This is a genomic window from Leucobacter sp. WKLB1, from assembly GCF_059696215.1.
The window spans coordinates 2,543,238-2,565,056 of sequence record NZ_AP046115.1; the positions used below are offsets into that span (position 1 = coordinate 2,543,238).

Sequence of the window (21,819 nt, forward strand, 5' to 3'; positions counted from 1 at the left end):
TCGCGTGTCGGATCGCCTCAGGCACTGTGGTGTCGACCGTCAATTGCGGGTCGGCAGGAGCCGTGGCAGGAGGAGGTAGACGAGTAGCACGGCGAGACCTGCGACGAGCAGCAGCACTGCTCCCCCGAGCCCGGTGAAGAACGATGCGAGGCCCAGAACGGAGGTGAGGAGACTGGCGCCCGCCGTGCAGGCCGACGCCTGCACGTGCGAGTATCCGAGCTGCTGGATGCGCTGATACGCGTGCTCTTTGTGCGGCTCGTCCCAGCGATGGCCGGCCCGCACGCGCTTGACGAGCGTGACCGCGACGTCGCCGAAGCAGATGACCATGGGGCCGATGGTCGCAAGCAGGGGTACTCCCGAAACCAATGCGGCGAAGCTGGTGATCGCGACGGCTCCCCCCAGCAGGTAACTGCCCACATCGCCGAGAAATGCCCCCGGTTTCGTGAGGTTCCATGGGAGAAAGCCTGCGAATCCAGCCGCGAGGGCGGCGCCGGCGACGATGAGCCAGGGCATCCCAGCGAACCAGCCTGCGGCCGCGAACGTGAGCCCGGCGATCACGCCATGGAAGCCGCTGATGCCGTTGAGCCCGTCCATGAAGTTCGCAACGTTGATATAGCTCGAGATGAAGAGCACGGCGTAGATGGCGAGTAGCACTGATGCCCAGAGCGGGAGCCCGCCCGCACCGGCCACCCATCCGAACGAAGCCGCACCACTCCCGGTGAGGGTCGCGACGCCGCCCACTGCCGGGGCCATGATGAGCAGCGCAACCGCTGCGAAGAGAGCGATACCGAGGAGCAGCACACTGCGCACTCCCACGCTGAGCCCGCGGAGGTCTTCGGCCAGGCCGAGCATTCCGGAGGCAAAGGTGCCGAGTGCCACGATGAGGAGCACCCGCCACCCGCCGAACACGTCGCCGGAATCCACCAGGGCAGCGACCCCGATCCCTTCCGCGATAGCGATCGCAATCAACACTGCGAGGCCGAGTCCGCGCAGTACCGGCCGTTCATGCGAAGAGCGCTCGTTCGGCACGTCCATGATGCCGAGCCGCACGAGTAGCGGCCGCACCGCAACGGGCAGCGCGATACTGAGCAGCGCCGCGACACCCCCGACCACCCAGGCAAGCGCCGTAACGGTCACTGCACCCGCTCCTCAGCCTCTGCAGTCAGATCCATGCGCGCAACCCAGCCCTCGTGATCGAGCACCTCTGGCGAGATGGTATCGACCGTGGCATGCGAGATTTTCGGGTGGAAAGGACGCTCGTCGCCTTCGCCGTCACCCACGAGCTCTTCGTGCAACTTCTCACCGTGACGCAGCCCGGTGAAAACGATGTCGACATCGCGACCCGACTGCTCAATCATGCGCTGCGCCACGTCGAGAATACGCACGGGCTCCCCCATGTCGAGGATCAGGACCTCGCCCGGCCGCCCGATGCCGCCGGCTTGCACCACGAGTTGGCATGCCTCGGGAATGGTCATGAAGAACCGTGTGACGTCAGGGTGCGTGACCGTCACCGGCCCGCCCGACTCGATGAGTGAGCGGAAAGTGGGAAGCATTGAACCGCGACTGCCGATCACGTTGCCGAAGCGCACGGAGAGGTAACGCTGACCGGTGCGCTCGGCCATGTAGGCGGTGAGCTTCTCGGCCACGCGCTTCGAATGCCCCAACACACTGGTGGGGTTCGCTGCTTTGTCGGTCGAGATGTTCACAAACGTGCCGACACCAGCGGCTTCCGCGGCCCGCAGCACGTTGAGCGTTCCGAGCACATTGGTCTTCCACGCTTCATCGGGATACTGCTCGAGCATCGGCAGGTGTTTGAGCGCCGCCGCGTGGAACACCACTTCGGGGCGTCGCTCGAGGAAGATGCGTTCGAGAGCAGCGGCATCGCGAATGTCCGCGAGTACGACGTCATTGGTGTCGAGCAATCCGTGACCACTGATCGAGAGCTGCGACTCCTGCAATGAGGTTTCATCACGGTCGAGCATGATGAGCTCGCGAGGTGCGAAGCGTGCGAGCTGTCGGCACAGCTCCGAACCGATCGAGCCGCCTGCGCCAGTGACCAGCACACGGCGATCCTGCAAGTACGAGGCGATCGATTCCGTCTCGAGTCGCACGGGGTGGCGGCCGATGAGATCCTCGATCGACAGTTGCCTGAAGTCGGAGATCACCGAGTTGTTGCGAAGAATTTGATCGAGTGGGGGCAGCACGAGCGCTGTCATGCCGACATCGTTCGCGACCTCGTCGACCTGGCGCATCAGCGTCGCATCGGCGTCGCCGATACACACGATGACCTTGGTGGCATGGGTATCACGTGCGACCTCGGCGAGATCGGCGAAGCCGCCCAGCACCCGCACTCCACGAACCTCCTGGTTGCGCTTCATGGGATCGTCGTCGATGAACCCGACGGGAAGGGTAGAGCCTTTGGCATCGGTCAGCAGTCGCTTGGCCGTCTGCACTCCGAGATAGCCGGCGCCATACAGCAGCGTCCGTTCGGCCTCCGTGCCCGGCAGGAGCTGCCGTTCGTTGTAGAGCCTGACGACGTAGCGGGCGACCCCCATCAGACTGAACGTGATGGGGGCGGCAATCACCAGCGTACTGCGCGGAATGCCGTTGCCGTACCCCACCAGATAAGCGAAGAGCCAGGCCACCACCAGCACTGCGGTGACGTCGAGCACGAGCACGCGCACCTCATCGAAGCTGCCTACCTGGTAGCGATTGCGATAGAGCCAGAACACCCAGCCGAACAGCAGCTGCAGGATCGCGGTCACCCCGATCACCGTCAGCGTCCATCCCCAGTGAATGCGCATCAGATTGAAGTCGAAGCGCAGCACGAGTGCGGCAAGGATGGCGATGGCCCACGCAAGAGCGTCGATCAAGAAGAGCACGCCGTACTGCCGGGTGAAGTGAGCGATGCGGCCCGCTACGGTCTGCGGCACGTGGGCTCCCTTCATACTGCGCGGCGCGGGAGCGCCGACGTGGATCAGATTTCGAGGATACCGCTTCGGTGCTGGGTACCCGCGCAGGCCGCGCGCACTGCGACGAAAACGCAAGAACCCCCGGGAACGAATTCCCGGGGGTTCACATCATCGGCCGTCAGGCCGAGGAAGGCGGTACTACGAGACTTACTCGGAGACCTTGGTCACCGTGCCGGCGCCGACGGTGCGGCCACCCTCACGGATCGCGAAGCCGAGGCCCTCTTCCATAGCGATCGGCTGGATCAGCTCGACCGACATGTCCGTGGTGTCGCCGGGCATAACCATCGGCTTGTCCTCGGGCAGGGTGATGACACCGGTCACGTCAGTCGTACGGAAGTAGAACTGCGGACGGTAGTTCGTCTCGAACGGGTTGTGACGGCCGCCCTCTTCCTTCTTCAGGATGTAGGCGGTGCCCTCGAACTTGGTGTGCGGGGTGATCGAACCCGGAGCCACGACGACCTGGCCGCGCTCGACGTCTTCACGCTTCGTGCCGCGGAGCAGGAGGCCACAGTTCTCGCCGGCCCATGCCTCGTCGAGCTGCTTGTGGAACATCTCGATGCCGGTGACGGTGGTCTTCTGCGTCGGGCGCAGACCCACGATCTCGACCTCGGAGTTGATCTTCAGCGTACCGCGCTCGGCGCGGCCGGTGACGACGGTGCCACGACCGGTGATCGTGAAGACGTCCTCAACGGGCATCAGGAACGGCTTGTCCTTGTCGCGCACCGGATCCGGGATGCTGTCGTCGACAGCGGTCATGAGCTCGACGATCGAGTCGACCCACTTCTCGGTGCCCTGCAGCGCCTCGTAGCCCGAGACGCGGACGACGGGAGCGTTGTCTCCGTCGTAGCCGTTCTTGGTGAGCTCCTCGCGGACCTCCATCTCGACGAGCTCGAGGATTTCCTCGTCGTCGACCATGTCGCTCTTGTTCAGTGCGACGAGCAGGTAAGGAACGCCGACCTGCTTGGCGAGCAGGATGTGCTCCTTGGTCTGCGCCATCATGCCGTCGGTCGCCGCAACCACGAGGATTGCGCCGTCCATCTGAGCAGCACCGGTGATCATGTTCTTGATGTAGTCAGCGTGACCGGGGGCATCAACGTGAGCGTAGTGACGCTTGTCGGTCTCGTACTCGACGTGCGAGATGTTGATCGTGATGCCGCGCTGGCGCTCCTCGGGAGCCGAGTCGATCGTGTCGAAGTCGCGCTGCACGTTCACGTCAGACGGGAACTTGTCGGCGAGGGTCTTCGAGATCGCCGCGGTAAGAGTCGTCTTACCGTGGTCAACGTGACCGATCGTTCCGATGTTTACGTGCGGCTTGGTCCGCTCGAACTTGGCCTTCGCCACTATGGTCCTCCTCAGGACGTTAAGTACCCTTGCGACTCCGACGGTTTCGGAGGGCCCTGGTACGGGGTTGGTGTCACTATGTTACAAGCTCAGCGCTGTGATCGCGAGCTGAGCGATTCGGTCGGCGGCGATGCTCGGCATCGCCGCCGACCTCGGGGCGGAGTTACTCGCCCTTAGCCTTCTGCACGATCTCCTCAGCCACGGCCTTGGGAACCTCGGCGTAAGAATCGAAGGTCATCGAGAACACGGCGCGACCGCTGGTCTTCGACCGGAGGTCACCGATGTACCCGAACATCTCCGACAGCGGAACGAGCGCGCGCACGACCTTCACGCCGCTCGCGTCCTCCATCGACTGGATCTGACCGCGACGAGAGTTCAGGTCGCCGATGACGTCGCCCATGTACTCCTCGGGAGTACGCACCTCGACCGCCATGAGCGGTTCGAGCAGCACGGGCTGAGCCAGACGCGCGGCCTCCTTGAAGGCCATCGAGCCGGCGATCTTGAACGCCATTTCCGACGAGTCGACGTCGTGGTACTGGCCGTCGAGCAGCTGTGCCTTGACGTTGACGACGGGGAACCCGGCGAGGATGCCGTACTGCATGGCGTCCTGGATACCGGCGTCGACCGACGGGATGTACTCGCGCGGCACGCGACCACCCGTGACCTTGTCCTCGAACAGGTAGGTCTTGTCGTCGTCGCTCTCGAGCGGTGCCAGCGAGATCTGCACCTTCGCGAACTGACCCGAACCACCGGTCTGCTTCTTGTGGGTGTAGTCGTACTTCGGCACCTCGCGGCGGATCGTCTCGCGGTAGGCCACCTGGGGCTTGCCGACGTTCGCCTCGACGTTGAACTCGCGCTTCATGCGATCGACGAGGATGTCGAGGTGTAGCTCGCCCATGCCGGCGATCACGGTCTGGCCGGTCTCGGCGTTGAGGCTCACGCGGAACGTGGGGTCCTCTTCTGCGAGCTTCTGGATCGCGACGCCGAGCTTCTCCTGGTCGCTCTTGGTCTTCGGCTCGATGGCCACCTCGATCACGGGCTCCGGGAAGGTCATCGACTCGAGCACGACCTGGTTGTTCGGATCCGAGAGGGTGTCACCGGTGGTGGTGTCCTTCAGACCGATCACGGCGTAGATGTTGCCCGCGTTGAGATCGTCGACCGGGATCTCCTTGTTGGCGTGCATCTGGAAGATCTTGCCGATGCGCTCCTTCTTGCCCTTGGTCGAGTTGACGACCTGGGTGCCGGAGGGGATGCTGCCCGAGTAGACGCGCACGTAGGTGAGGCGACCGAAGAACGGGTGCACGGCGATCTTGAAGGCGAGTGCCGAGAAGGGCTCGCTCGCTGCCGGCTTGCGCTCGATGACGATCGACTCGTCGCGGGGATCGTGAGCCTCGATCGAGCCCACGTCGAGCGGGTTCGGGAGGAAGTCGACGACCGCGTCGAGCATCGGCTGGATGCCGCGGTTCTTGAACGCCGAGCCGCAGTACACGGGGTAGATCTCGTTGTTCACGACGAGCTTGCGGATACCCGCCTTGAGCTCGTCGATGGTGAGCTCTTCGCCGCCGAAGTACTTCTCGAGCAGGGCGTCGTCGCTCTCGGCGACGGCCTCGACGAGCTGCGCACGGTATTCCTCGGCCTTGGCCTGGAGATCGGCGGGGATCTCCTGCGTCTCGTACGCGGCACCCAGGGACACGTCGCCCTTGGCGTCGCCTTCCCAGACGAATGCCTGCATCGAGAGCAGATCAACGACACCGATGAAGTCAGACTCGGCACCGATCGGCAGCTGCATCACGAGCGGCTTCGCGCCCAGACGGCTGATGATGGTGTCGACCGTGAAGTAGAAATCGGCACCCATCTTGTCCATCTTGTTGACGAAGCAGATGCGGGGCACGCCGTACTTGTCGGCCTGGCGCCAGACGGTCTCGGACTGGGGCTCAACGCCCTCCTTGCCGTCGAACACGGCAACTGCGCCGTCGAGCACGCGGAGCGAGCGCTCCACCTCGACGGTGAAGTCGACGTGACCGGGCGTATCGATGATGTTGACCTGGTTTTTGTTCCAGAAGCACGTGACGGCAGCGCTGGTGATGGTGATACCGCGCTCCTTCTCCTGCTCCATCCAGTCGGTCGTCGAAGCGCCGTCGTGCGTTTCACCCAGCTTGTGGTTCACACCCGTGTAGAACAGGATGCGCTCGGTGGTGGTGGTCTTGCCGGCATCGATGTGGGCCATGATGCCGATGTTGCGGACCTTACTCAGGTCGGTGAGCACGTCTTGTGCCACAGGGTTCTCCTCCGGGGTGGGGGTGAAAGTTCGGGAGATTGCGACTCGAACGAGCGAGTCGCGGTGCTGGACTCGGGGTGCAGGGTCGGAGCGCGCGAGGCGATCCGACCCGGCACCTGAGTACTACCAGCGGTAGTGAGCGAACGCGCGGTTCGACTCCGCCATCTTGTGCGTGTCCTCGCGACGCTTCACCGCGGCGCCGAGGCCGTTCGATGCGTCGAGGATCTCGTTGGTGAGGCGGTCGGTCATCGAGTTCTCACGACGAGCCTTCGCGTAGCTGGTGAGCCAGCGAAGGGCGAGCGTGTTCGCACGATGAGGCTTGACCTCGACGGGCACCTGGTAGGTGCTGCCGCCAACACGACGCGAACGCACCTCAAGGGTGGGGCGCACGTTGTCGAGCGCCTTCTTGAGCACGGTCACGGCATCCTGGTCGGACTTGGCAGCAACGGCCTCGAGTGCACCGTAAACGATGCGCTCTGCGAGACCCTTCTTGCCGTCGAGCAGAATCTTGTTGACGAGCTGGCTGACTACGGGCGAACCGTAGACGGGATCAGCGACGACGGGGCGCTTGGGAGCGGGACCTTTACGGGGCATTACTTCACCTTCTTTGCACCGTAGCGGCTGCGAGCCTGCTGGCGATCCTTGACCGCCTGCGTGTCGAGCGCGCCGCGCACGATCTTGTAACGAACACCGGGGAGGTCCTTCACACGACCACCGCGCACGAGCACCAACGAGTGCTCCTGCAGGTTGTGGCCCTCGCCCGGAATGTAGGCGGTGACCTCGGTGCCGTTGCGGAGCTTCACACGAGCGACCTTGCGCATCGCCGAGTTCGGCTTCTTCGGGGTGGTGGTGTACACACGCGTGCACACGCCAGCCTGCTGCGGGTTCGCCTTCAGAGCGGGCGCCTTGGTCTTGGTGACCTTCGGCGACCGGCCCTTACGGACCAACTGCTGAATGGTAGGCAATATTTCTCCTCATTCGTCCTGCACGGTGACAGGAATGCTTCAATGGATGAGCATGTGCGACTGCTTGCGCTGACGCTGACCTGCTGTTCCACCGAAGCGGAACCGAGTGCAGGTATGCCGTGGGGGTTCGCCTCAGGTGAGGCGTCTGACCCTGTGATGCAGTCCCTTGGCCCCGACGTGCGGGCACGACGGAACCAGTGGAACACACCAACACACAACTATACGGCCCTGAACGGCGTTTTGGCAATGGTCGTCGGCTCAGGATCAACTGCGACTTCCGTAGTGCCCCGCGCCGTGAAGATGACGCCCCGCTGCACGCGATAGCTCGTGAGAAACAGCACTCCCTCGGTCACGACTTTTGCGAGCCACAGTGGCACGCCATGCTCAGTCAGGAACGACATCCACACGATGTTCGAGGCGAGCAGCAGCGCCGCAAGCGCGAGATACTGCAGCGCCTCTCGCAGGAGCCCGGCACGCCCCCGTCGGGCGAAGACGAGCCGACGATTCACGACGAAATTCGCCCCGGCACTCAGCACACGCGCACCGATGATCGACGGAATCAGCGCACCGGTGAGTCCTTGCAGCAGAAACAGTGCGATCGCGTCGATCGCGAATGCCGCCAAAGACGACGCCGCGAAGAGTGCGACCGGCAGCATCACGCGCACCGAATCGAGAATCGGCCTGAAGTGACTGGAGCGGTTCTCCTCGAGATACACCGTGGTGATCGGGATCTGGACGGCGTCGTACCCGGCACCGCGCAGTTGCAAGAGCACCGATTGCTCGTACTCGAACCGCTCCCCCGGCACCGTTGCCAGCCAGTCGAGCATCTGCGAAGGGATGCCCCGCAGCCCGGTCTGAGTGTCGCGGAGCCTCCACCCGGACACCGCGCGGAAGAGGCCGCGGGAGACGGCGTTGCCGAAGCGGCTGCGGAACGGGACCTCACCGGTGAAGTCGCGGCAGCCGAGCACCATCGAGGGCACAGCGCTTCCGCGAACACAACCCGCCGCCCCCGCAGTCAGTGCGGCGGCGATTCGCTCGATGTCGGCCACCGTGTGCTGTCCGTCGGCATCCGCAGTCACCACGGAGGCACCGGCGCCTTCCCGGGATATCCACGCGAACCCCGCCTTGAGGGCCGCGCCCTTGCCACGGTTCTGGGCACAGGTCATCACGCGAGCGCCCGCAGCCCGCACCGCATCGAAGATGCTCGCGTACCCGAGGCCCGAGCCGTCATCGACGACCAGGATCTCGAGCCGAGGCGCGCGCGACCGGAGCTCGACAACGAGATCCAGCAACCGCTGGTCGGGTTCGTAGGCGGGGATCAGCACGAACATGGTTCACTCCGCCACGTACAGAATGTCGCTGGTGCCGCGTTCCCCGCCGTTCGAGGGCTGGTTCAGCACCTCGCCGTTGAACACCATCGTCGAGGAACCGCCTCCATCCAGGTTGTAGGCGGTGGTCGCTCCGAGATCCTGCATGATCCCGGCGAGCTCGGTCATCGTGACACCGCGACTATAACCGGGGTCGCGTCCGTCGACGACCACGAAGACGAGGTGGTTGTCATCGATGACGCCGACCGCTGTGCGCGGCTGCTCCCCCTGAATCGAGTGATTACCGAAATTGGTGTCGACCTCGACGCTCTCGATCCCGTCGACCACCGCACCATCCTCGACGATTGCGGGCCCGAAGCTGAGCGTGTTCCAGACGCCGTCGGCGAGCAGATCTGCTGCGCTCGTCTGCGTCTCGTCGTACACCTCTACCGAACCATCGGCATAAAAGGCCAGGCCCTCGCGAGCTCCCTCGTCGCGGTACACGACGCCGTTGCGAATCTCGATGCCGCTGTCGCGGAAGCCGTAGTAGTCGCCGTTGATCGCGAACACTGCCCCGTTGTCGGCGGCGATCGCGCTCGTCGTCTCGGTGATGTTCTCGCCGAACTGATTCTGCGCGAACGCCGATCTGAGGTCCGTCGCGTCGCCGAGTTGCACGTCGGCGACGTAATAGGTCACGGTGGCGTCGCCGCTTCCCGTGGTGACCTGACGCACGCTGACCGAGGTGTCGCCGTTCGTGTATTCATCGCCGTCGACGGTGCCGGTCGTCGCCACATTGTCCGACTCAGTGGCGGCCTCGCTCGTGGCCTGCGATGCGTGCGCCGCCTCGTAGCTCGTGACGTCGGAGATCTCGACCTTCGCGATGAGAAAGCGGTCGGCGGCCCAGGCAGCGCTGCCGCCAAGCACGAGCGCGACGGCGGTGACGGAAGCCGCGAGTGCGATGCGGAATCGGCGCGAGCGGCGGCGCTTCGGCTTCGGGGGTGCCGGGTTCGGCTCAAGGTGCGCGGAAGCCGCGGAAGTCGGGGTGGGGTTCGTGTCCATATCCACGAGTGAAGCCGCACCCGATTTGTGTAACCTATGCCCCGCCCCAGAGAACGCCTGCTACTGCGGCGGCTCCAGGTTGCGACTCAGCTCGTCGAGCATGTCTTGAATCAGCGGCTCCACGAAGCGGTGCACTGCGGCCTCGATGCGCGGGCGATGTGCGACGAGCGCGAAGCACACCTCGCGCCCGGCCTCCTCCGCTTGCGCATCGGCCAGCTCGATCTCTCGCCGCAGGCGCACCTTTTCATCAGCACTGAGCGGCGGGCGCGGCAGCGGCGGCTCTGGCCGGGACTCCTCCGCGAGACCGGTCAGCGTGAACAGGAACGGCTGATCCCCCGTTTCAGGTTCGGGATCGGGGTCGAGCCCCTCAAACTCGGGTTCGAGCCCCTGCGACGGGTCGTAGCCCCCGGCATTCCACATCTCTGCGTCGGAGAGTTCGGCGTGCAGCGCGGGGAGCTCGGAGGCGGTGAACTCCTCCACCCGCTTGTCGATGATGCGCTGCATGCGCGAAACGAGCGCGTGCGTCACCTGATGCGGCACATCGGCGGCGAGCCCCGACGCGGCGAGAATGGGCGATCCGGTGCAGCGTCGGCACACCCGTGCGCGACCGCGATGCGTTCCCGGCTTCCAGCTCGGCACCCATCGCAACCACGCGTCGACCGCCGCATTGACCCGACCCTCGATCGTATTCGCCGCGCTCACTCGCCCGCCTCATCGCGTTCCCAGGGCCAACGCGGTGCCGGCCGATCGGTATAGACGCGGCGTGCGAGCACCGCCCAGAACGCCAGCGCCGCCAAGCTCCAGATGACCGCCAAGCCGAGCGCGAAGGCACTGAACCAGGTCTCGGCAGCTGACATGCCGCCGAGCATACCCGCGAGGCACCACCAGAGGTAGACGCCGAACCCGAGACCGAGCACGATTCCCCACGAGGGCGATCGTCGCCCGCGCAGGAGCGCGATGGCCGACGCCCACAGCGACACCGCGAGAGCGATCAGAGCGACGAGGATCACCGCAGGCGCTGCCCATGCCGCAACGGCGTCGGTAGTCACCGGCTCGCGATCCAGCGCCAGCGCCAGGCCGCCCCAGACCGCAACCAGAACCGCCACTGCGGCAATGCCCGCTGCGCCGATGAGTGCCCCGACATAGCCTCGGGTCACTCCGCGCCGCGGGCCGTCGGTCATGCCTGTGCGGCGGTCTGGGACTCGGCGAGCGCGGTTTCGTAGTCCGCGAGTTCACGTGCGTTGCGCAGCTTGACGCGACGTCCGCGAGCGCCGATCCAGGCACCGAACCACACCGTCGCCTCGCGCGCGACGAGTGCCGCACCGAGGGCGGGCACCGTGAGCCCGAAGCGGGTCACGAGCGTCTGCAGGTCTCCCGACCAACCGCGGGATCCGCCGAGCATTTCGCGCGGCGTCTCGAACGGCGTACCGAAGTACGCGAGCGACAGCGTCACGGCGACCCAGACGAGCGCTGCGACGAAGAACCCGCCCAGTACGTACGCCCACCATCCGGCTCGACCGACGATCAGCACGAGGAGCAGCAGCCCTAGGAAGAACGCCACCACTGCGGCGATCACGGGCCAAGAGGTCACCCACGGAACCAACGCCTCAGTGAGGAATGTCGACGGAGGGAACGTCGGCGCGAGCCAGAGTGCGAGCACCCCCGCGAGCACGATGGCGAACCCGATCGTCGCGACGAGCGCGATGAGCGCGCCCGCACCGCGATTGCCCTTGATGTCGGGCGGCAGCGGCGACTGCACGTACAGACCGGCCATCGGGTGATCCGAACTGATGCGAATCTCGCCGTCGAGTTCCGACGCAGTCGGTGCCGCCGCGGCAGCACTTGGCAGGTCGTCGAGCGCCGGGAGCGCAGACGTCTCTTCCCGCGTCAACGGCGTGGTGGTCGAAGCCGCCTGCGCCGACGGCGGCTCAAGATTGAGTTCGGTATCGACGAGCGAGACCTCTTCGCGATGCGCGCGCTCGGCCGCCGCAGCGACCTCGGCCTCGGTCACGTCCGCGGCGGCTGCGGTCGTCGCGCCCTGCGCGTCGTCGACGGTCTCATCCGCACCGGGAACGCGCGAGCGCTCGACCGCACGGAGTACCTCGGTCTGGCTCGCCTCGGTCTCTTCGACCGGCGCCCCCGGAGTGGCGGCGGTTTCGGGCGTCTCTGCAGCCCTCGATGCCGATGCCTCGCGCTCGTCGCTCATCGCTTCACCTCTCGTAGCGTTCGTGGTGTTCGACCGTCCGCAGACGACGGAACACAGTCACTGTGCCGCCACAGTACAAGGTTCACGGAAGATCGCACGGACCACGCGCCGCGAGCCGACAACCCGACGAAACGGCAACGGGCGCCCGCACCGAAAGGTGCGGGCGCCCGTTGCGCAGGAACGCCGGATCAGCTGTAATTGCCCGGGTTGAACTCGTCAGCGGTGAAGCTGTCGAAGTCCACGAACGACAGGTCGTTCTCGTCGAAGGTGCCCTCGGTCGCGAACAGGCGGTTCGGGTAGCGCTCCGCCTTCGCCTCCTCGGTGGCCGCCACGTCGACATCGCGGTAGACGCCCAGGCCGGTGCCGGCCGGGATGAGCTTGCCGATGATGACGTTCTCCTTGAGGCCGATGAGCGGATCCTTCGATCCTTCCATCGCTGCCTGCGTGAGCACGCGGGTCGTCTCCTGGAACGACGCGGCCGACAACCACGACTCGGTCGCCAACGAGGCCTTGGTGATGCCCATGACCTCGGGACGGGCCGTCGCAGCGCGCTTCGTCTCGAGCAGCGCCTCGCGGTTGATGCGCTGGTAACGCGCGCGATCGACGAGCTCGCCCGGGAGCAGCTCGGTCTCGCCGTGATCCACGACCGTCACCTTGCGCAGCATCTGGCGCACGATGACCTCGATGTGCTTATCGTGAATCGGCACGCCCTGCGAGCGGTACACGCCCTGCACGCCCTCGACGAGGTACTTCTGCACCGCGCGCTCGCCCGGGATGTGCTTGCCGTTCTCGGTGGAGCCGACCTGCAGGATGTCCTTCGGGTCGAGCGTACCCGCGAGGAAGGGCTGGCCGAGCTCGACGTGGTCGCCGTCTTCGACGAGCAGCGTGGCGCGCTTCAGCACGGGGTACGCCTTCTCCTCGGTACCGTCATCCGGGGTGAGCAACACGACACGACCTTTAGGGGTGTCGTCGATCACGACGCGGCCTGCGGCCTCGGCGATCGGCGATGCACCCTTGGGGGTACGCGCTTCGAAGAGCTCCTGCACGCGGGGCAGACCCTGCGTGATGTCGTCTGCCGAAGCCGAACCACCGGTGTGGAAGGTACGCATCGTCAGCTGCGTGCCCGGCTCACCGATCGACTGCGCCGCGATGATGCCCACCGCCTCGCCGATGTCGACGCGCTGGCCGGTCGCGAGCGAACGGCCGTAGCAGGTCGCGCAGACGCCGACCGCCGACTCGCAGGTGAGCACGGAGCGCACCTTGATCTCGGTGACGCCACCGGCGACCAGTTTCTCGATGAGCACGTCGCCCACGTCTTCGCCTGCCTGAGCCACAACCGCGCCCTCGCCGTTCACCGCGTCAGCGGCGAGCGTGCGAGCGTAGACCGAGTTCTCGACATTCTCGTCGCCGACCAGCACGCCGTTGGCGTCGGGAGCGGCGATCGGGAGGTCAAGACCACGGCGGGTGCCGCAGTCTTCCTCGCGAATGATGACGTCCTGCGACACGTCGACGAGACGACGGGTCAGGTAGCCCGAGTCGGCGGTACGGAGTGCCGTATCGGCCAGACCCTTACGCGCACCGTGCGTCGCGATGAAGTACTCCGCCACCGACAGGCCCTCGCGGTACGAGTTGATGATCGGGCGAGGGATGATCTCACCCTTCGGGTTCGACACCAGGCCACGCATACCGGCGATGTTGCGGATCTGCAGCCAGTTACCACGAGCACCCGACGACACCATGCGGAAGATGGTGTTGTCCTCGGGGAACTGCTCGCGCATGGCGGCAGCCACCTCGTCGGTCGCCTCGGTCCAGATCTCGGTCAGCGCCTTCTTGCGCTCGCTGTCCTGAATCATGCCGCGGTCGTAGTCGCGCTGCACCTTGGCGGCGCGCTTCTCGTGCTCCGAGATGATCTCCGCCTTGTTCGACGGGGTCACAACGTCGGAGAGCGATACGGTCACACCCGAGCGCGATGCCCAGTGGAAACCGGCGTCCTTGATGCGGTCGAGCGTCGCCGCGACCTCGGTCTTCGGGTAGCGCTCGGCGAGGTCGTTGACCAAGCCCGAGAGCGAGCCCTTGTCGGCGACAGCCTCGAAGTACACGTAATCGGCGGGCAGCGCCTCGTTGAAGATCGCGCGTCCGAGCGAGGTCTCGACCAGCACGGGCTTGTCGGAGGTCACGCCCTCGGCATTGGTGTAGCCGATGAGACGGATCTTCGCGAGCGCGCCGAGGTCGAGGGTGCCCTCATCCATGGCCAGGATTGCCTCGGCGATCGAGCCGAACGCGCGGCCGGTGCCGGGAGCGTTCTTCTTGATCGTGGTGAGGTGGTGCAGACCGATGATCATGTCCTGCGAGGGCAGGGTCACCGGACGGCCGTCCGACGGCTTCAGGATGTTGTTCGACGCGAGCATCAGCACGCGGGCCTCGGCCTGAGCCTCGACCGACAGCGGCAGGTGCACGGCCATCTGGTCACCGTCGAAGTCCGCGTTGAAGGCGGCGCAGACGAGCGGGTGCAGCTGGATGGCCTTGCCCTCGACGAGCTGCGGCTCGAACGCCTGGATGCCGAGGCGGTGCAGGGTCGGTGCGCGGTTCAGCAGCACGGGGCGCTCGCGGATGATCTCCTCGAGCACGTCCCACACCTCGGAGCGCGCGCGCTCCACCATGCGCTTCGCAGCCTTTACGTTCTGCGCGTGCGACAGATCCATGAGGCGCTTGATCACGAACGGCTTGAACAGCTCGAGCGCCATCTGCTTGGGCAGACCGCACTGGTGCAGCTTGAGCTGCGGGCCGACCACGATGACCGAACGGCCCGAGTAGTCGACGCGCTTGCCGAGCAGGTTCTGACGGAAGCGGCCCTGCTTACCCTTGAGCATGTCGCTCAAGGACTTCAGTGCACGGTTGCCGGTACCCGTGACCGGGCGACCGCGGCGGCCGTTGTCGAACAGTGCGTCGACGGCTTCCTGGAGCATGCGCTTCTCGTTGTTCACGATGATCTCGGGAGCCCCGAGATCGAGCAGGCGGCGCAGACGGTTGTTGCGGTTGATCACGCGGCGGTACAGATCGTTGAGATCCGAGGTCGCGAAGCGGCCACCGTCGAGCTGCACCATCGGGCGCAGCTCCGGCGGGATCACCGGAACGACGTCGAGCACCATCGCTGCCGGGCTCGCACCCGTCTGCAGGAAGGAGCTGACGACCTTGAGACGCTTGATCGCGCGGATCTTCTTCTGACCCTTGCCCTCGGCGATCTGCAGGTGCAGCACCTCGGCCTCGTTGGCCAGGTCGAACGACTCGAGACGCTTCTTGATCGCCTCGGCGCCCATGTACGCCTCGAAGTAATCGCCGTAGCGATCCTGCAGGTCGGCGAAGACTGCATCCTCGGGCTTGAGGTCGCCGACCTTGAGCCCGCGGAAGTCCTCCCACACGCGCTGCAGACGAGCGATGTCGTCGTCGAAGCCCTTGCGGATCGAGGTCATCTCCTTCTCGGCGGAAGCCTCGGCGCGGCGGCGCTGATCGGCCTTCGCCCCTTCGGCTTCGAGCGCGGCGAGATCGGACTCGGCCTGCTGCTGGCGCTGAGCGATCTGGATGTCGCGCTGATCTTCGAGCGCCTTCAGCTCGAGACGCAGCTCGGCCTCCAGCTCGCCCAGATCTTCGTGACGGCCCTCTTCATCGATGTCGATGATCATGTACGCGGCGAAGTAGATGACCTTCTCGAGGTCCTTCGGTGCCATGTCGAGCAGGTAGCCCAGACGCGACGGGACGCCCTTGAAGTACCAGATGTGCGTGACGGGAGCAGCGAGCTCGATGTGGCCCATGCGCTCGCGACGGACGCTCGACTTGGTGACCTCGACGCCGCAGCGCTCGCAGACGATGCCCTTGTACCGAACGCGCTTGTACTTGCCGCACGCGCACTCCCAGTCGCGGCTGGGCCCGAAGATCTGCTCACCGAACAGACCGTCCTTCTCGGGCTTCAGCGTGCGGTAGTTGATGGTCTCCGGCTTCTTGACCTCGCCGAACGACCAGCTGCGGATGTCCTCAGCCGTGGCGAGACGGATCTGCAGCTCGTTAAAACTCGTACCCTCGAGCAAAATGTTCTCCTTGGGAATTACTGAAAAGTGAAGGTGTCCGGCTTAGATCTCGTCGATCGACGAGGATTCGAAGCGGGTGGAGAGGTTGATGCCGAGCTCTTCCGCGGTGCGGTAGGCCTCGTCGTCGTTGTCGCGCAGGTTGACGGCCTGGCCGTCAGCTCCGAGCACCTCGACGTTCAGGCAGAGCGACTGCATCTCCTTCATGAGCACTCGGAAGGACTCGGGGACGCCGGGCTCGGGGATGTTCTCCCCGCGCACGATCGCCTCGTAGACCTTCACGCGGCCGAGGATATCGTCCGACTTCACCGTGAGCAGCTCCTGCAGTGCGTATGCGGCGCCGTATGCCTCGAGCGCCCACACCTCCATCTCACCGAAGCGCTGGCCGCCGAACTGGGCCTTACCGCCCAGCGGCTGCTGCGTGATCATCGAGTAGGGGCCCGTCGAACGCGCGTGGATCTTGTCGTCGACGAGGTGGTGCAGCTTCAAGATGTACATGTAGCCGACCGAGATCGGGTACGGGTACGGCTCGCCCGAGCGACCATCGAACAGGCGGGTCTTGCCCGACGAGTCGATGAGTCGATCGCCGTCACGGGTGACGAGGGTCGAATCGAGCAGACCGGCGATCTCCGCCTCCGAAGCGCCGTCGAACACCGGGGTCGCGACCTTGGTGTTCGGTGCGGCCTCGAGCGCCTGCTGCGAGAGCTTGGCAGCCCACTCCGGCGATCCGTCGACCTTCCAGCCCTGCTTGGCGATCCAGCCGAGGTGCACCTCGAGAACCTGGCCGAAGTTCATTCGGCCGGGGATGCCCAGCGGGTTCAGGATGACGTCGACGGGGGTGCCGTCTGCGAGGAACGGCATGTCTTCGACCGGGAGGATCTTCGAGATGACGCCCTTGTTGCCGTGGCGACCGGCGAGCTTGTCGCCCTCGGTGATCTTGCGCTTCTGAGCGATGTAGACGACCACGCGCTGGTTGACGCCCGAGCCGAGCTCGTCATCGTTGTCGTTCTCCGCGTCGAAGACCTTGACGGACGTGACCGTACCCGAGACGCCGTGGGGCACCTTGAGGGAGGTGTCGCGCACCTCGCGGCTCTTCTCGTTGAAGATCGCACGGAGCAGGCGCTCCTCGGCCGAGAGCTCGGTCTCGCCCTTCGGCGTGACCTTGCCGACAAGGATGTCGCCGGGCGAAACCTCGGCGCCGATGCGGATGATGCCGCGCTCGTCGAGGTCTTTCAGCGCCTCCATGCTGGCGTTGGGGAGGTCACGGGTGATCTCTTCCTTGCCGAGCTTGGTGTCGCGGGCGTCGACGTCGTACTCCTCGATGTGGATCGACGAGAGCGTGTCGTCCTTCACCAGGTTCTGGCTCAGGATGATCGCGTCCTCGAAGTTGTGACCCTCCCACGACATGAACGCCACGAGGAGGTTCTTGCCGAGCGCGAGCTCGCCGTTCTCGGTTGCGGGGCCGTCGGCGATGACCTCGCCGGCCTCGATGCGCTCGCCGGCCTTGACGATGACGCGGTGGTTGTAGTTCGTGCCCTGGTTCGAGCGGTCGAACTTGCGCATGAAGTAGCTCTTCGAGCCGCCCTCGTCGTGCTCGATCGTCACGAAGTCTGCGGAGACCTCGGAGACGACGCCCGACTTCTGCGCGGTGACCACGTCACCGGCGTCGATGGCTGCGTAGCCCTCCATACCGGTACCGACGACCGGCGACTCGCTGCGCACGAGCGGCACGGCCTGACGCTGCATGTTGGCACCCATGAGGGCTCGGTTCGCATCGTCGTGCTCGAGGAACGGGATCAGCGAGGTCGCGACCGACACCATCTGGCGCGGTGAGACGTCCATGTAGCCGACGCGATCGGCGTCGACCATGATGACCTCGGAGCCGCGGGGGCGCGCGAGCACCTGCTTCTCGGCGAAGACGCCGTCCTGGGTGAGCGGGGCGCCGGCCTGGGCGATGAGGAACTCGTCCTCTTCGTGCGCGGTGAGGTAGTCGACCTGGTCGGTGACCTTGCCGTCGACGACGCGACGGTACGGGGTCTCGATGAAGCCGAAGGCGTTGATGCGCGCGAACGTGGCGAGCGCACCGATCAGGCCGATGTTCGGGCCTTCCGGGGTCTCGATCGGGCACATGCGGCCGTAGTGCGACGGGTGCACATCTCGCACCTCGACGCCTGCGCGGTCACGCGAGAGGCCACCGGGGCCGAGCGCCGAGAGGCGGCGCTTATTGGTCAGGCCCGCGAGCGGGTTGTTCTGATCCATGAACTGCGACAGCTGCGAGGTGCCGAAGAACTCCTTGATCGCCGCGAGCACGGGGCGCGTGTTGATCAGGGTGTTGGGGGTGATCGCCTCGATGTCCTGCGTCGTCATGCGCTCGCGCACGACGCGCTCCATACGGCTGAGACCGGTGCGCACCTGGTTCTGGATCAGCTCGCCCACTGCGCGGATGCGACGGTTGCCGAAGTGATCGATGTCGTCGGTCTCGAGGCGCACGTCGACCGGCTTGCCCTCACGGGTGCCGGGGAGCGTCTCCGTGCCGGCGTGCAGGCCGACGAGGTACTTGATCGTCGCGACGATGTCTTCGAGCGACAGCACCGAGTCGGTGATGGCGGCGTCGACACCGAGCTTGCGGTTGATCTTGTAACGGCCGACCTTGGCCAGGTCGTAGCGCTTCGGATTGAAGTAGCTGTTGTCGAGAAGCGCACGGGCGGCTTCGATGGCCACCTGCTCGCCCGGACGCTGCTTGCGGTAGATGTCCTTGAGCGCCTCTTCCTGCGTGAGGATGGCGTCCTTCTCGAGGGTGAGCGCGATCGACTCGTAGCCGGCGAACTCCTCGAGGATCTCTTCGCTGGTCATGCCGAGAGCCTTCAGGAAGACCGTGACCGACTGCTTGCGCTTGCGGTCGATGCGCACGCCGACCTGGTCGCGCTTGTCGACCTCGAACTCGAGCCAGGCACCGCGGCTGGGGATGACGCGTGCGGTGAAGACGTCTTTATCGCTCGTCTTCTCCTGAGCGCGCTCGAAGTAGACACCCGGGCTACGAACGAGCTGCGACACGATGACGCGCTCGGTGCCGTTGATGATGAAGGTGCCCTTGTCGGTCATGATGGGGAAATCACCCATGTAGACCGTCTGGCTCTTCAGCACCTGAGTCTCGGTGTTGTAGAAGGCCGCCTCGACGTACAGCGGCGCGGCGTAGGTCTTGCCGCGCTCCTTGCACTCCTCAATGGTGAACTTCTGCTCGTCGAGGATCGGGTTCTCGAACGACAGCTGCATGGTGCCAGCGTTGTCTTCGATCGGCGAGATCTCATCGAAGATTTCCTCGAGGCCGCTCTTCAGCGCGATGTCATCGCGCCCCTGAGCCTGTGCCTCGACGACACGCGATTTCCACGTATCGTTGCCGACGAGCCAATCAAAGCTCTCGAGCTGCAGTGCCAGCAGATTGGGCACCGACAGCGTGTCGGAAATCTTGGCGAAGGAGAGCCGCTGGTGATCGCGGCCGTTCTTCGGATTCTGGGTGGACGATGCGTTGCGCGCAGCAGCCAAGGAAACTACCTCCGTGGGCCCCGTCGGGCCGGTTGACCTGGTCTTGCGAGAATTGCTTCGGGATCACGCGGGCGAGGCTCATCTGCGCTTTCGCGCCAGCTCCCGGGGCCTCCCGCTATATGGAGGCACACTGGTGTCCGTAGTGCAACTGCCAACTGTAACAGCATTGTTATGGCGTGTCCAGTTCCTGTTCCAGAATTCGCAGGGATGCGGTTCGCGCCGCGCCGCGCCGCGACGCACTCCGTTTCGATGCACGGGCGCCTGCGCCTCACCCTCAGGCGATTCCACTACCGTATCGGAATGGCACCGAGTGAACCCCACGTACGCCGCACCCCATCGGACGGGCGGGCCGCCCCCGCACGCCGCACGCCGCCCCGCGCGGCCGTGGGCGGCGCACTCGTTGCGATCCTGCTCGTCGCTGCCTTCGGAGCGTTTCTGCGGCTGACGCACACGGGCGCGCTGCCGATCGACGCCTGGTGGAACAGCGTCGTCACGGTCGAGCGCGGTTCCGGCCCCTACGCCGTCGCCGTTTTTCTCGCTCAGGTCGGCGACGGTGCGGGGTCGGCGGCGCTCGTCGCCATCTTGGCCGCGCTCTGCTTCGCGCTCCGTCGCCCGCGAGACGCCGCGGCGCTCATGACCGCCGCACTCATCGGTGTCGCGTGCTCCGAGACGGCGAAGGCGCTCGTGCTTCGCGCGCGCCCGTCTGGCCAACTCTTCGAAAGCCACGGGGCGTCATACCCGTCCGGGCACTCGATGGGCGCGGCAGCGCTCGCCGTGTCGATCGCCCTCATCGCGATCGGTTCGGAGCGACTCGGGCCGCAGCTCACCCGATGGATCATCGCCGCAGCGGGCATCTGGATCGTCGCGATGATGTGGAGCCGCACGGCCCTCCACGTCCACTGGCTCACCGATACGCTCGCCGGCGCCTTGCTGGGCACAGCGGCTGCGGTACTCGCGCGGCGGCTCTGGTTCAGCCCCGAACGCAGGCCCGCTCTCAGTCGCTGAGCAGTTGCTCCGCAGTCGCCTGCGGCAGAGCGAGGGTGACCTGGGTGCCCCAGGGATCGTGCGCGACGATGGAGCGGCCGGTATCGGCGAACGCGATCCCGCGCCGCCGCAGGCGATCGCCGAGCGCGTCGAGATCCTCACGCGCGGGCAGGGTGATGGCGACATCACCCAACCCCAATCGTGCCGCACGGGGCCCGGCACCGCGGCTGTTCCATGTGTTCATCGCGACGTGATGGTGGTATCCGCCGGCCGACGCGAACAGCGCCGTCGGTATGCCCGACACCGTCGGCTCGAATCCGAGCCCGTCGACATAGAAGCTGCGAGCCGCAGCGACATCGCCGACCTGCAGGTGCACGTGGCCGACCCCACCGGCCTGCTGCGCAACATCAGCGAGCACCTGCTCGTCGAGGTGAGCGCGCAGGTACGCATTCGGGTCGAGGTACTCGGTACCCATCTGCAGTTCGGCGCCGACATAGCTCCACTGGTCGCGGGCGCGATCGACGTACAGCTCGATGCCGTTGCCCTCGGGGTCAGTGAAGTAGAACGCCTCACTGACCAAATGGTCTGACGAGCCGGAGAACCGGCTGCGCGCATCTCTCGCGGTACGGAATACGGTCGCCGCGAGCGCCGCCTGCGATTCGAACACAAACGCCGTGTGAAAGAGACCGGCATCGCCCGGTCGCACCGGCGGCAACTCGGGCGCACCGATCAACCGCACGAACGGCACCGACCCGCGGCCAAGCACTCGGTGCACCTCGGTGCCGCGGGCGCGCTCTTCGATCGGGGTGAGCGCGAGCGCCTCGGCGTAGTACGACGACATCTCTTCGAGGTCGCCGACGCGCAGCGTCACCGCATCCATAGCGAGACTCGGGCTCAGCGCCTGCTCGTCGACTGCGGGTGCGTGCATCGTGCCGTGCTCCGTTCCTTCAGGTGCGCCGTACCCCTGAGGAACAACGCTCTCCTGTCTCAGAACACGGCGCGCGTCGATTCCATTCCCCCGCCTCGGAAGGCATCACTCTGCGCGAAATCGACATCGATGTCGGCAGCCCCGCGTAGGCTGACAC

15 protein-coding genes are annotated in these 21,819 nt (G+C 65.7%); 1 reads left to right on the forward strand and 14 read right to left on the reverse strand.

The features are described 5' to 3' along the window. Positions 1-39 precede the first annotated feature (39 nt). The 13 genes from ACZF5Y_RS11630 to rpoB all read right to left on the reverse strand — a co-directional run bounded on the left by ACZF5Y_RS11630 (position 40) and on the right by rpoB (position 19,750). Positions 40-1,137: an MraY family glycosyltransferase gene (locus ACZF5Y_RS11630; RefSeq protein WP_497532794.1), complete on the reverse strand. Its 1,098-nt coding sequence runs from the start codon at positions 1,135-1,137 to the stop codon at positions 40-42. Next, positions 1,134-2,933: a polysaccharide biosynthesis protein gene (locus ACZF5Y_RS11635; RefSeq protein WP_497532796.1), complete on the reverse strand. Its 1,800-nt coding sequence runs from the start codon at positions 2,931-2,933 to the stop codon at positions 1,134-1,136. The genes ACZF5Y_RS11630 and ACZF5Y_RS11635 overlap by 4 nt, the downstream gene beginning before the upstream one ends. A gap of 186 nt (positions 2,934-3,119) precedes the next feature. Then, positions 3,120-4,313, reverse strand: a complete 1,194-nt coding sequence (tuf, locus tag ACZF5Y_RS11640; protein WP_053352786.1) for an elongation factor Tu — start codon at positions 4,311-4,313, stop codon at positions 3,120-3,122. A 163-nt stretch (positions 4,314-4,476) separates the two neighbouring features. Continuing rightward, positions 4,477-6,591: an elongation factor G gene (fusA, locus tag ACZF5Y_RS11645; RefSeq protein ID WP_497532797.1), complete on the reverse strand. Its 2,115-nt coding sequence runs from the start codon at positions 6,589-6,591 to the stop codon at positions 4,477-4,479. A 123-nt stretch (positions 6,592-6,714) separates the two neighbouring features. Beyond that, on the reverse strand, positions 6,715-7,185 hold the full coding sequence (gene rpsG / locus ACZF5Y_RS11650; protein ID WP_053352784.1) for a 30S ribosomal protein S7: 471 nt from the start codon (positions 7,183-7,185) through the stop codon (positions 6,715-6,717). Beyond that, a complete protein-coding gene (gene rpsL / locus ACZF5Y_RS11655) occupies positions 7,185-7,556 on the reverse strand; it encodes a 30S ribosomal protein S12 (protein WP_010156385.1) in 372 nt (123 codons plus the stop codon). Before rpsL ends, rpsG begins: the two co-directional genes overlap by 1 nt. A 218-nt stretch (positions 7,557-7,774) precedes the next feature. Continuing rightward, on the reverse strand, positions 7,775-8,887 hold the full coding sequence (locus tag ACZF5Y_RS11660; RefSeq protein WP_497532799.1) for a glycosyltransferase: 1,113 nt from the start codon (positions 8,885-8,887) through the stop codon (positions 7,775-7,777). 3 nt (positions 8,888-8,890) lie between these two features. Further along, a complete protein-coding gene (locus ACZF5Y_RS11665; RefSeq protein ID WP_497532800.1) occupies positions 8,891-9,922 on the reverse strand; it encodes a phosphodiester glycosidase family protein in 1,032 nt (343 codons plus the stop codon). A gap of 60 nt (positions 9,923-9,982) precedes the next feature. Beyond that, the gene (locus tag ACZF5Y_RS11670) at positions 9,983-10,624 is read right to left on the reverse strand and encodes a spermidine/putrescine ABC transporter substrate-binding protein (RefSeq protein WP_497532801.1); all 642 of its coding nucleotides are present in this window, start codon (positions 10,622-10,624) and stop codon (positions 9,983-9,985) included. Beyond that, positions 10,621-11,103, reverse strand: a complete 483-nt coding sequence (locus ACZF5Y_RS11675) for a DUF6121 family protein (protein WP_497532802.1) — start codon at positions 11,101-11,103, stop codon at positions 10,621-10,623. Before ACZF5Y_RS11675 ends, ACZF5Y_RS11670 begins: the two co-directional genes overlap by 4 nt. Beyond that, positions 11,100-12,128, reverse strand: a complete 1,029-nt coding sequence (locus ACZF5Y_RS11680; RefSeq protein WP_497532804.1) for a hypothetical protein — start codon at positions 12,126-12,128, stop codon at positions 11,100-11,102. The genes ACZF5Y_RS11675 and ACZF5Y_RS11680 overlap by 4 nt, the downstream gene beginning before the upstream one ends. 188 nt (positions 12,129-12,316) lie before the next feature. Further along, complete coding sequence (locus ACZF5Y_RS11685; RefSeq protein WP_053352779.1) at positions 12,317-16,210, reverse strand: DNA-directed RNA polymerase subunit beta'; 3,894 nt, start codon at positions 16,208-16,210, stop codon at positions 12,317-12,319. Positions 16,211-16,252: 42 nt separating this feature from the next. Continuing rightward, the gene (gene rpoB, locus ACZF5Y_RS11690) at positions 16,253-19,750 is read right to left on the reverse strand and encodes a DNA-directed RNA polymerase subunit beta (RefSeq protein ID WP_497532805.1); all 3,498 of its coding nucleotides are present in this window, start codon (positions 19,748-19,750) and stop codon (positions 16,253-16,255) included. 300 nt (positions 19,751-20,050) lie between these two features. Here rpoB and ACZF5Y_RS11695 point away from each other — a divergent pair, with 300 nt between their 5' ends. Beyond that, positions 20,051-20,755, forward strand: a complete 705-nt coding sequence (locus tag ACZF5Y_RS11695) for a phosphatase PAP2 family protein (protein ID WP_497532807.1) — start codon at positions 20,051-20,053, stop codon at positions 20,753-20,755. On the opposite strand, the gene ACZF5Y_RS11700 is transcribed toward ACZF5Y_RS11695, so the two are convergent. Then, a complete protein-coding gene (locus ACZF5Y_RS11700) occupies positions 20,745-21,662 on the reverse strand; it encodes a VOC family protein (protein ID WP_497532808.1) in 918 nt (305 codons plus the stop codon). The genes ACZF5Y_RS11695 and ACZF5Y_RS11700 overlap by 11 nt on opposite strands. Between the last annotated feature and the right edge of the window lie 157 nt (positions 21,663-21,819).

Bases quoted from the DNA above. Each gene is read 5' to 3' on its own strand.
- ACZF5Y_RS11675 (WP_497532802.1), bottom strand. From the start codon at position 11,103: ATGACCGACGGCCCGCGGCGCGGAGTGACCCGAGGCTATGTCGGGGCA.
- ACZF5Y_RS11665 (WP_497532800.1), bottom strand. From the start codon at position 9,922: ATGGACACGAACCCCACCCCGACTTCCGCGGCTTCCGCGCACCTTGAG.
- rpsG (WP_053352784.1), bottom strand. From the start codon at position 7,185: ATGCCCCGTAAAGGTCCCGCTCCCAAGCGCCCCGTCGTCGCTGATCCC.
- ACZF5Y_RS11700 (WP_497532808.1), bottom strand. From the start codon at position 21,662: ATGCACGCACCCGCAGTCGACGAGCAGGCGCTGAGCCCGAGTCTCGCT.
- ACZF5Y_RS11695 (WP_497532807.1), top strand. From the start codon at position 20,051: ATGGCACCGAGTGAACCCCACGTACGCCGCACCCCATCGGACGGGCGG.
- ACZF5Y_RS11680 (WP_497532804.1), bottom strand. From the start codon at position 12,128: ATGAGCGACGAGCGCGAGGCATCGGCATCGAGGGCTGCAGAGACGCCC.
- ACZF5Y_RS11660 (WP_497532799.1), bottom strand. From the start codon at position 8,887: ATGTTCGTGCTGATCCCCGCCTACGAACCCGACCAGCGGTTGCTGGAT.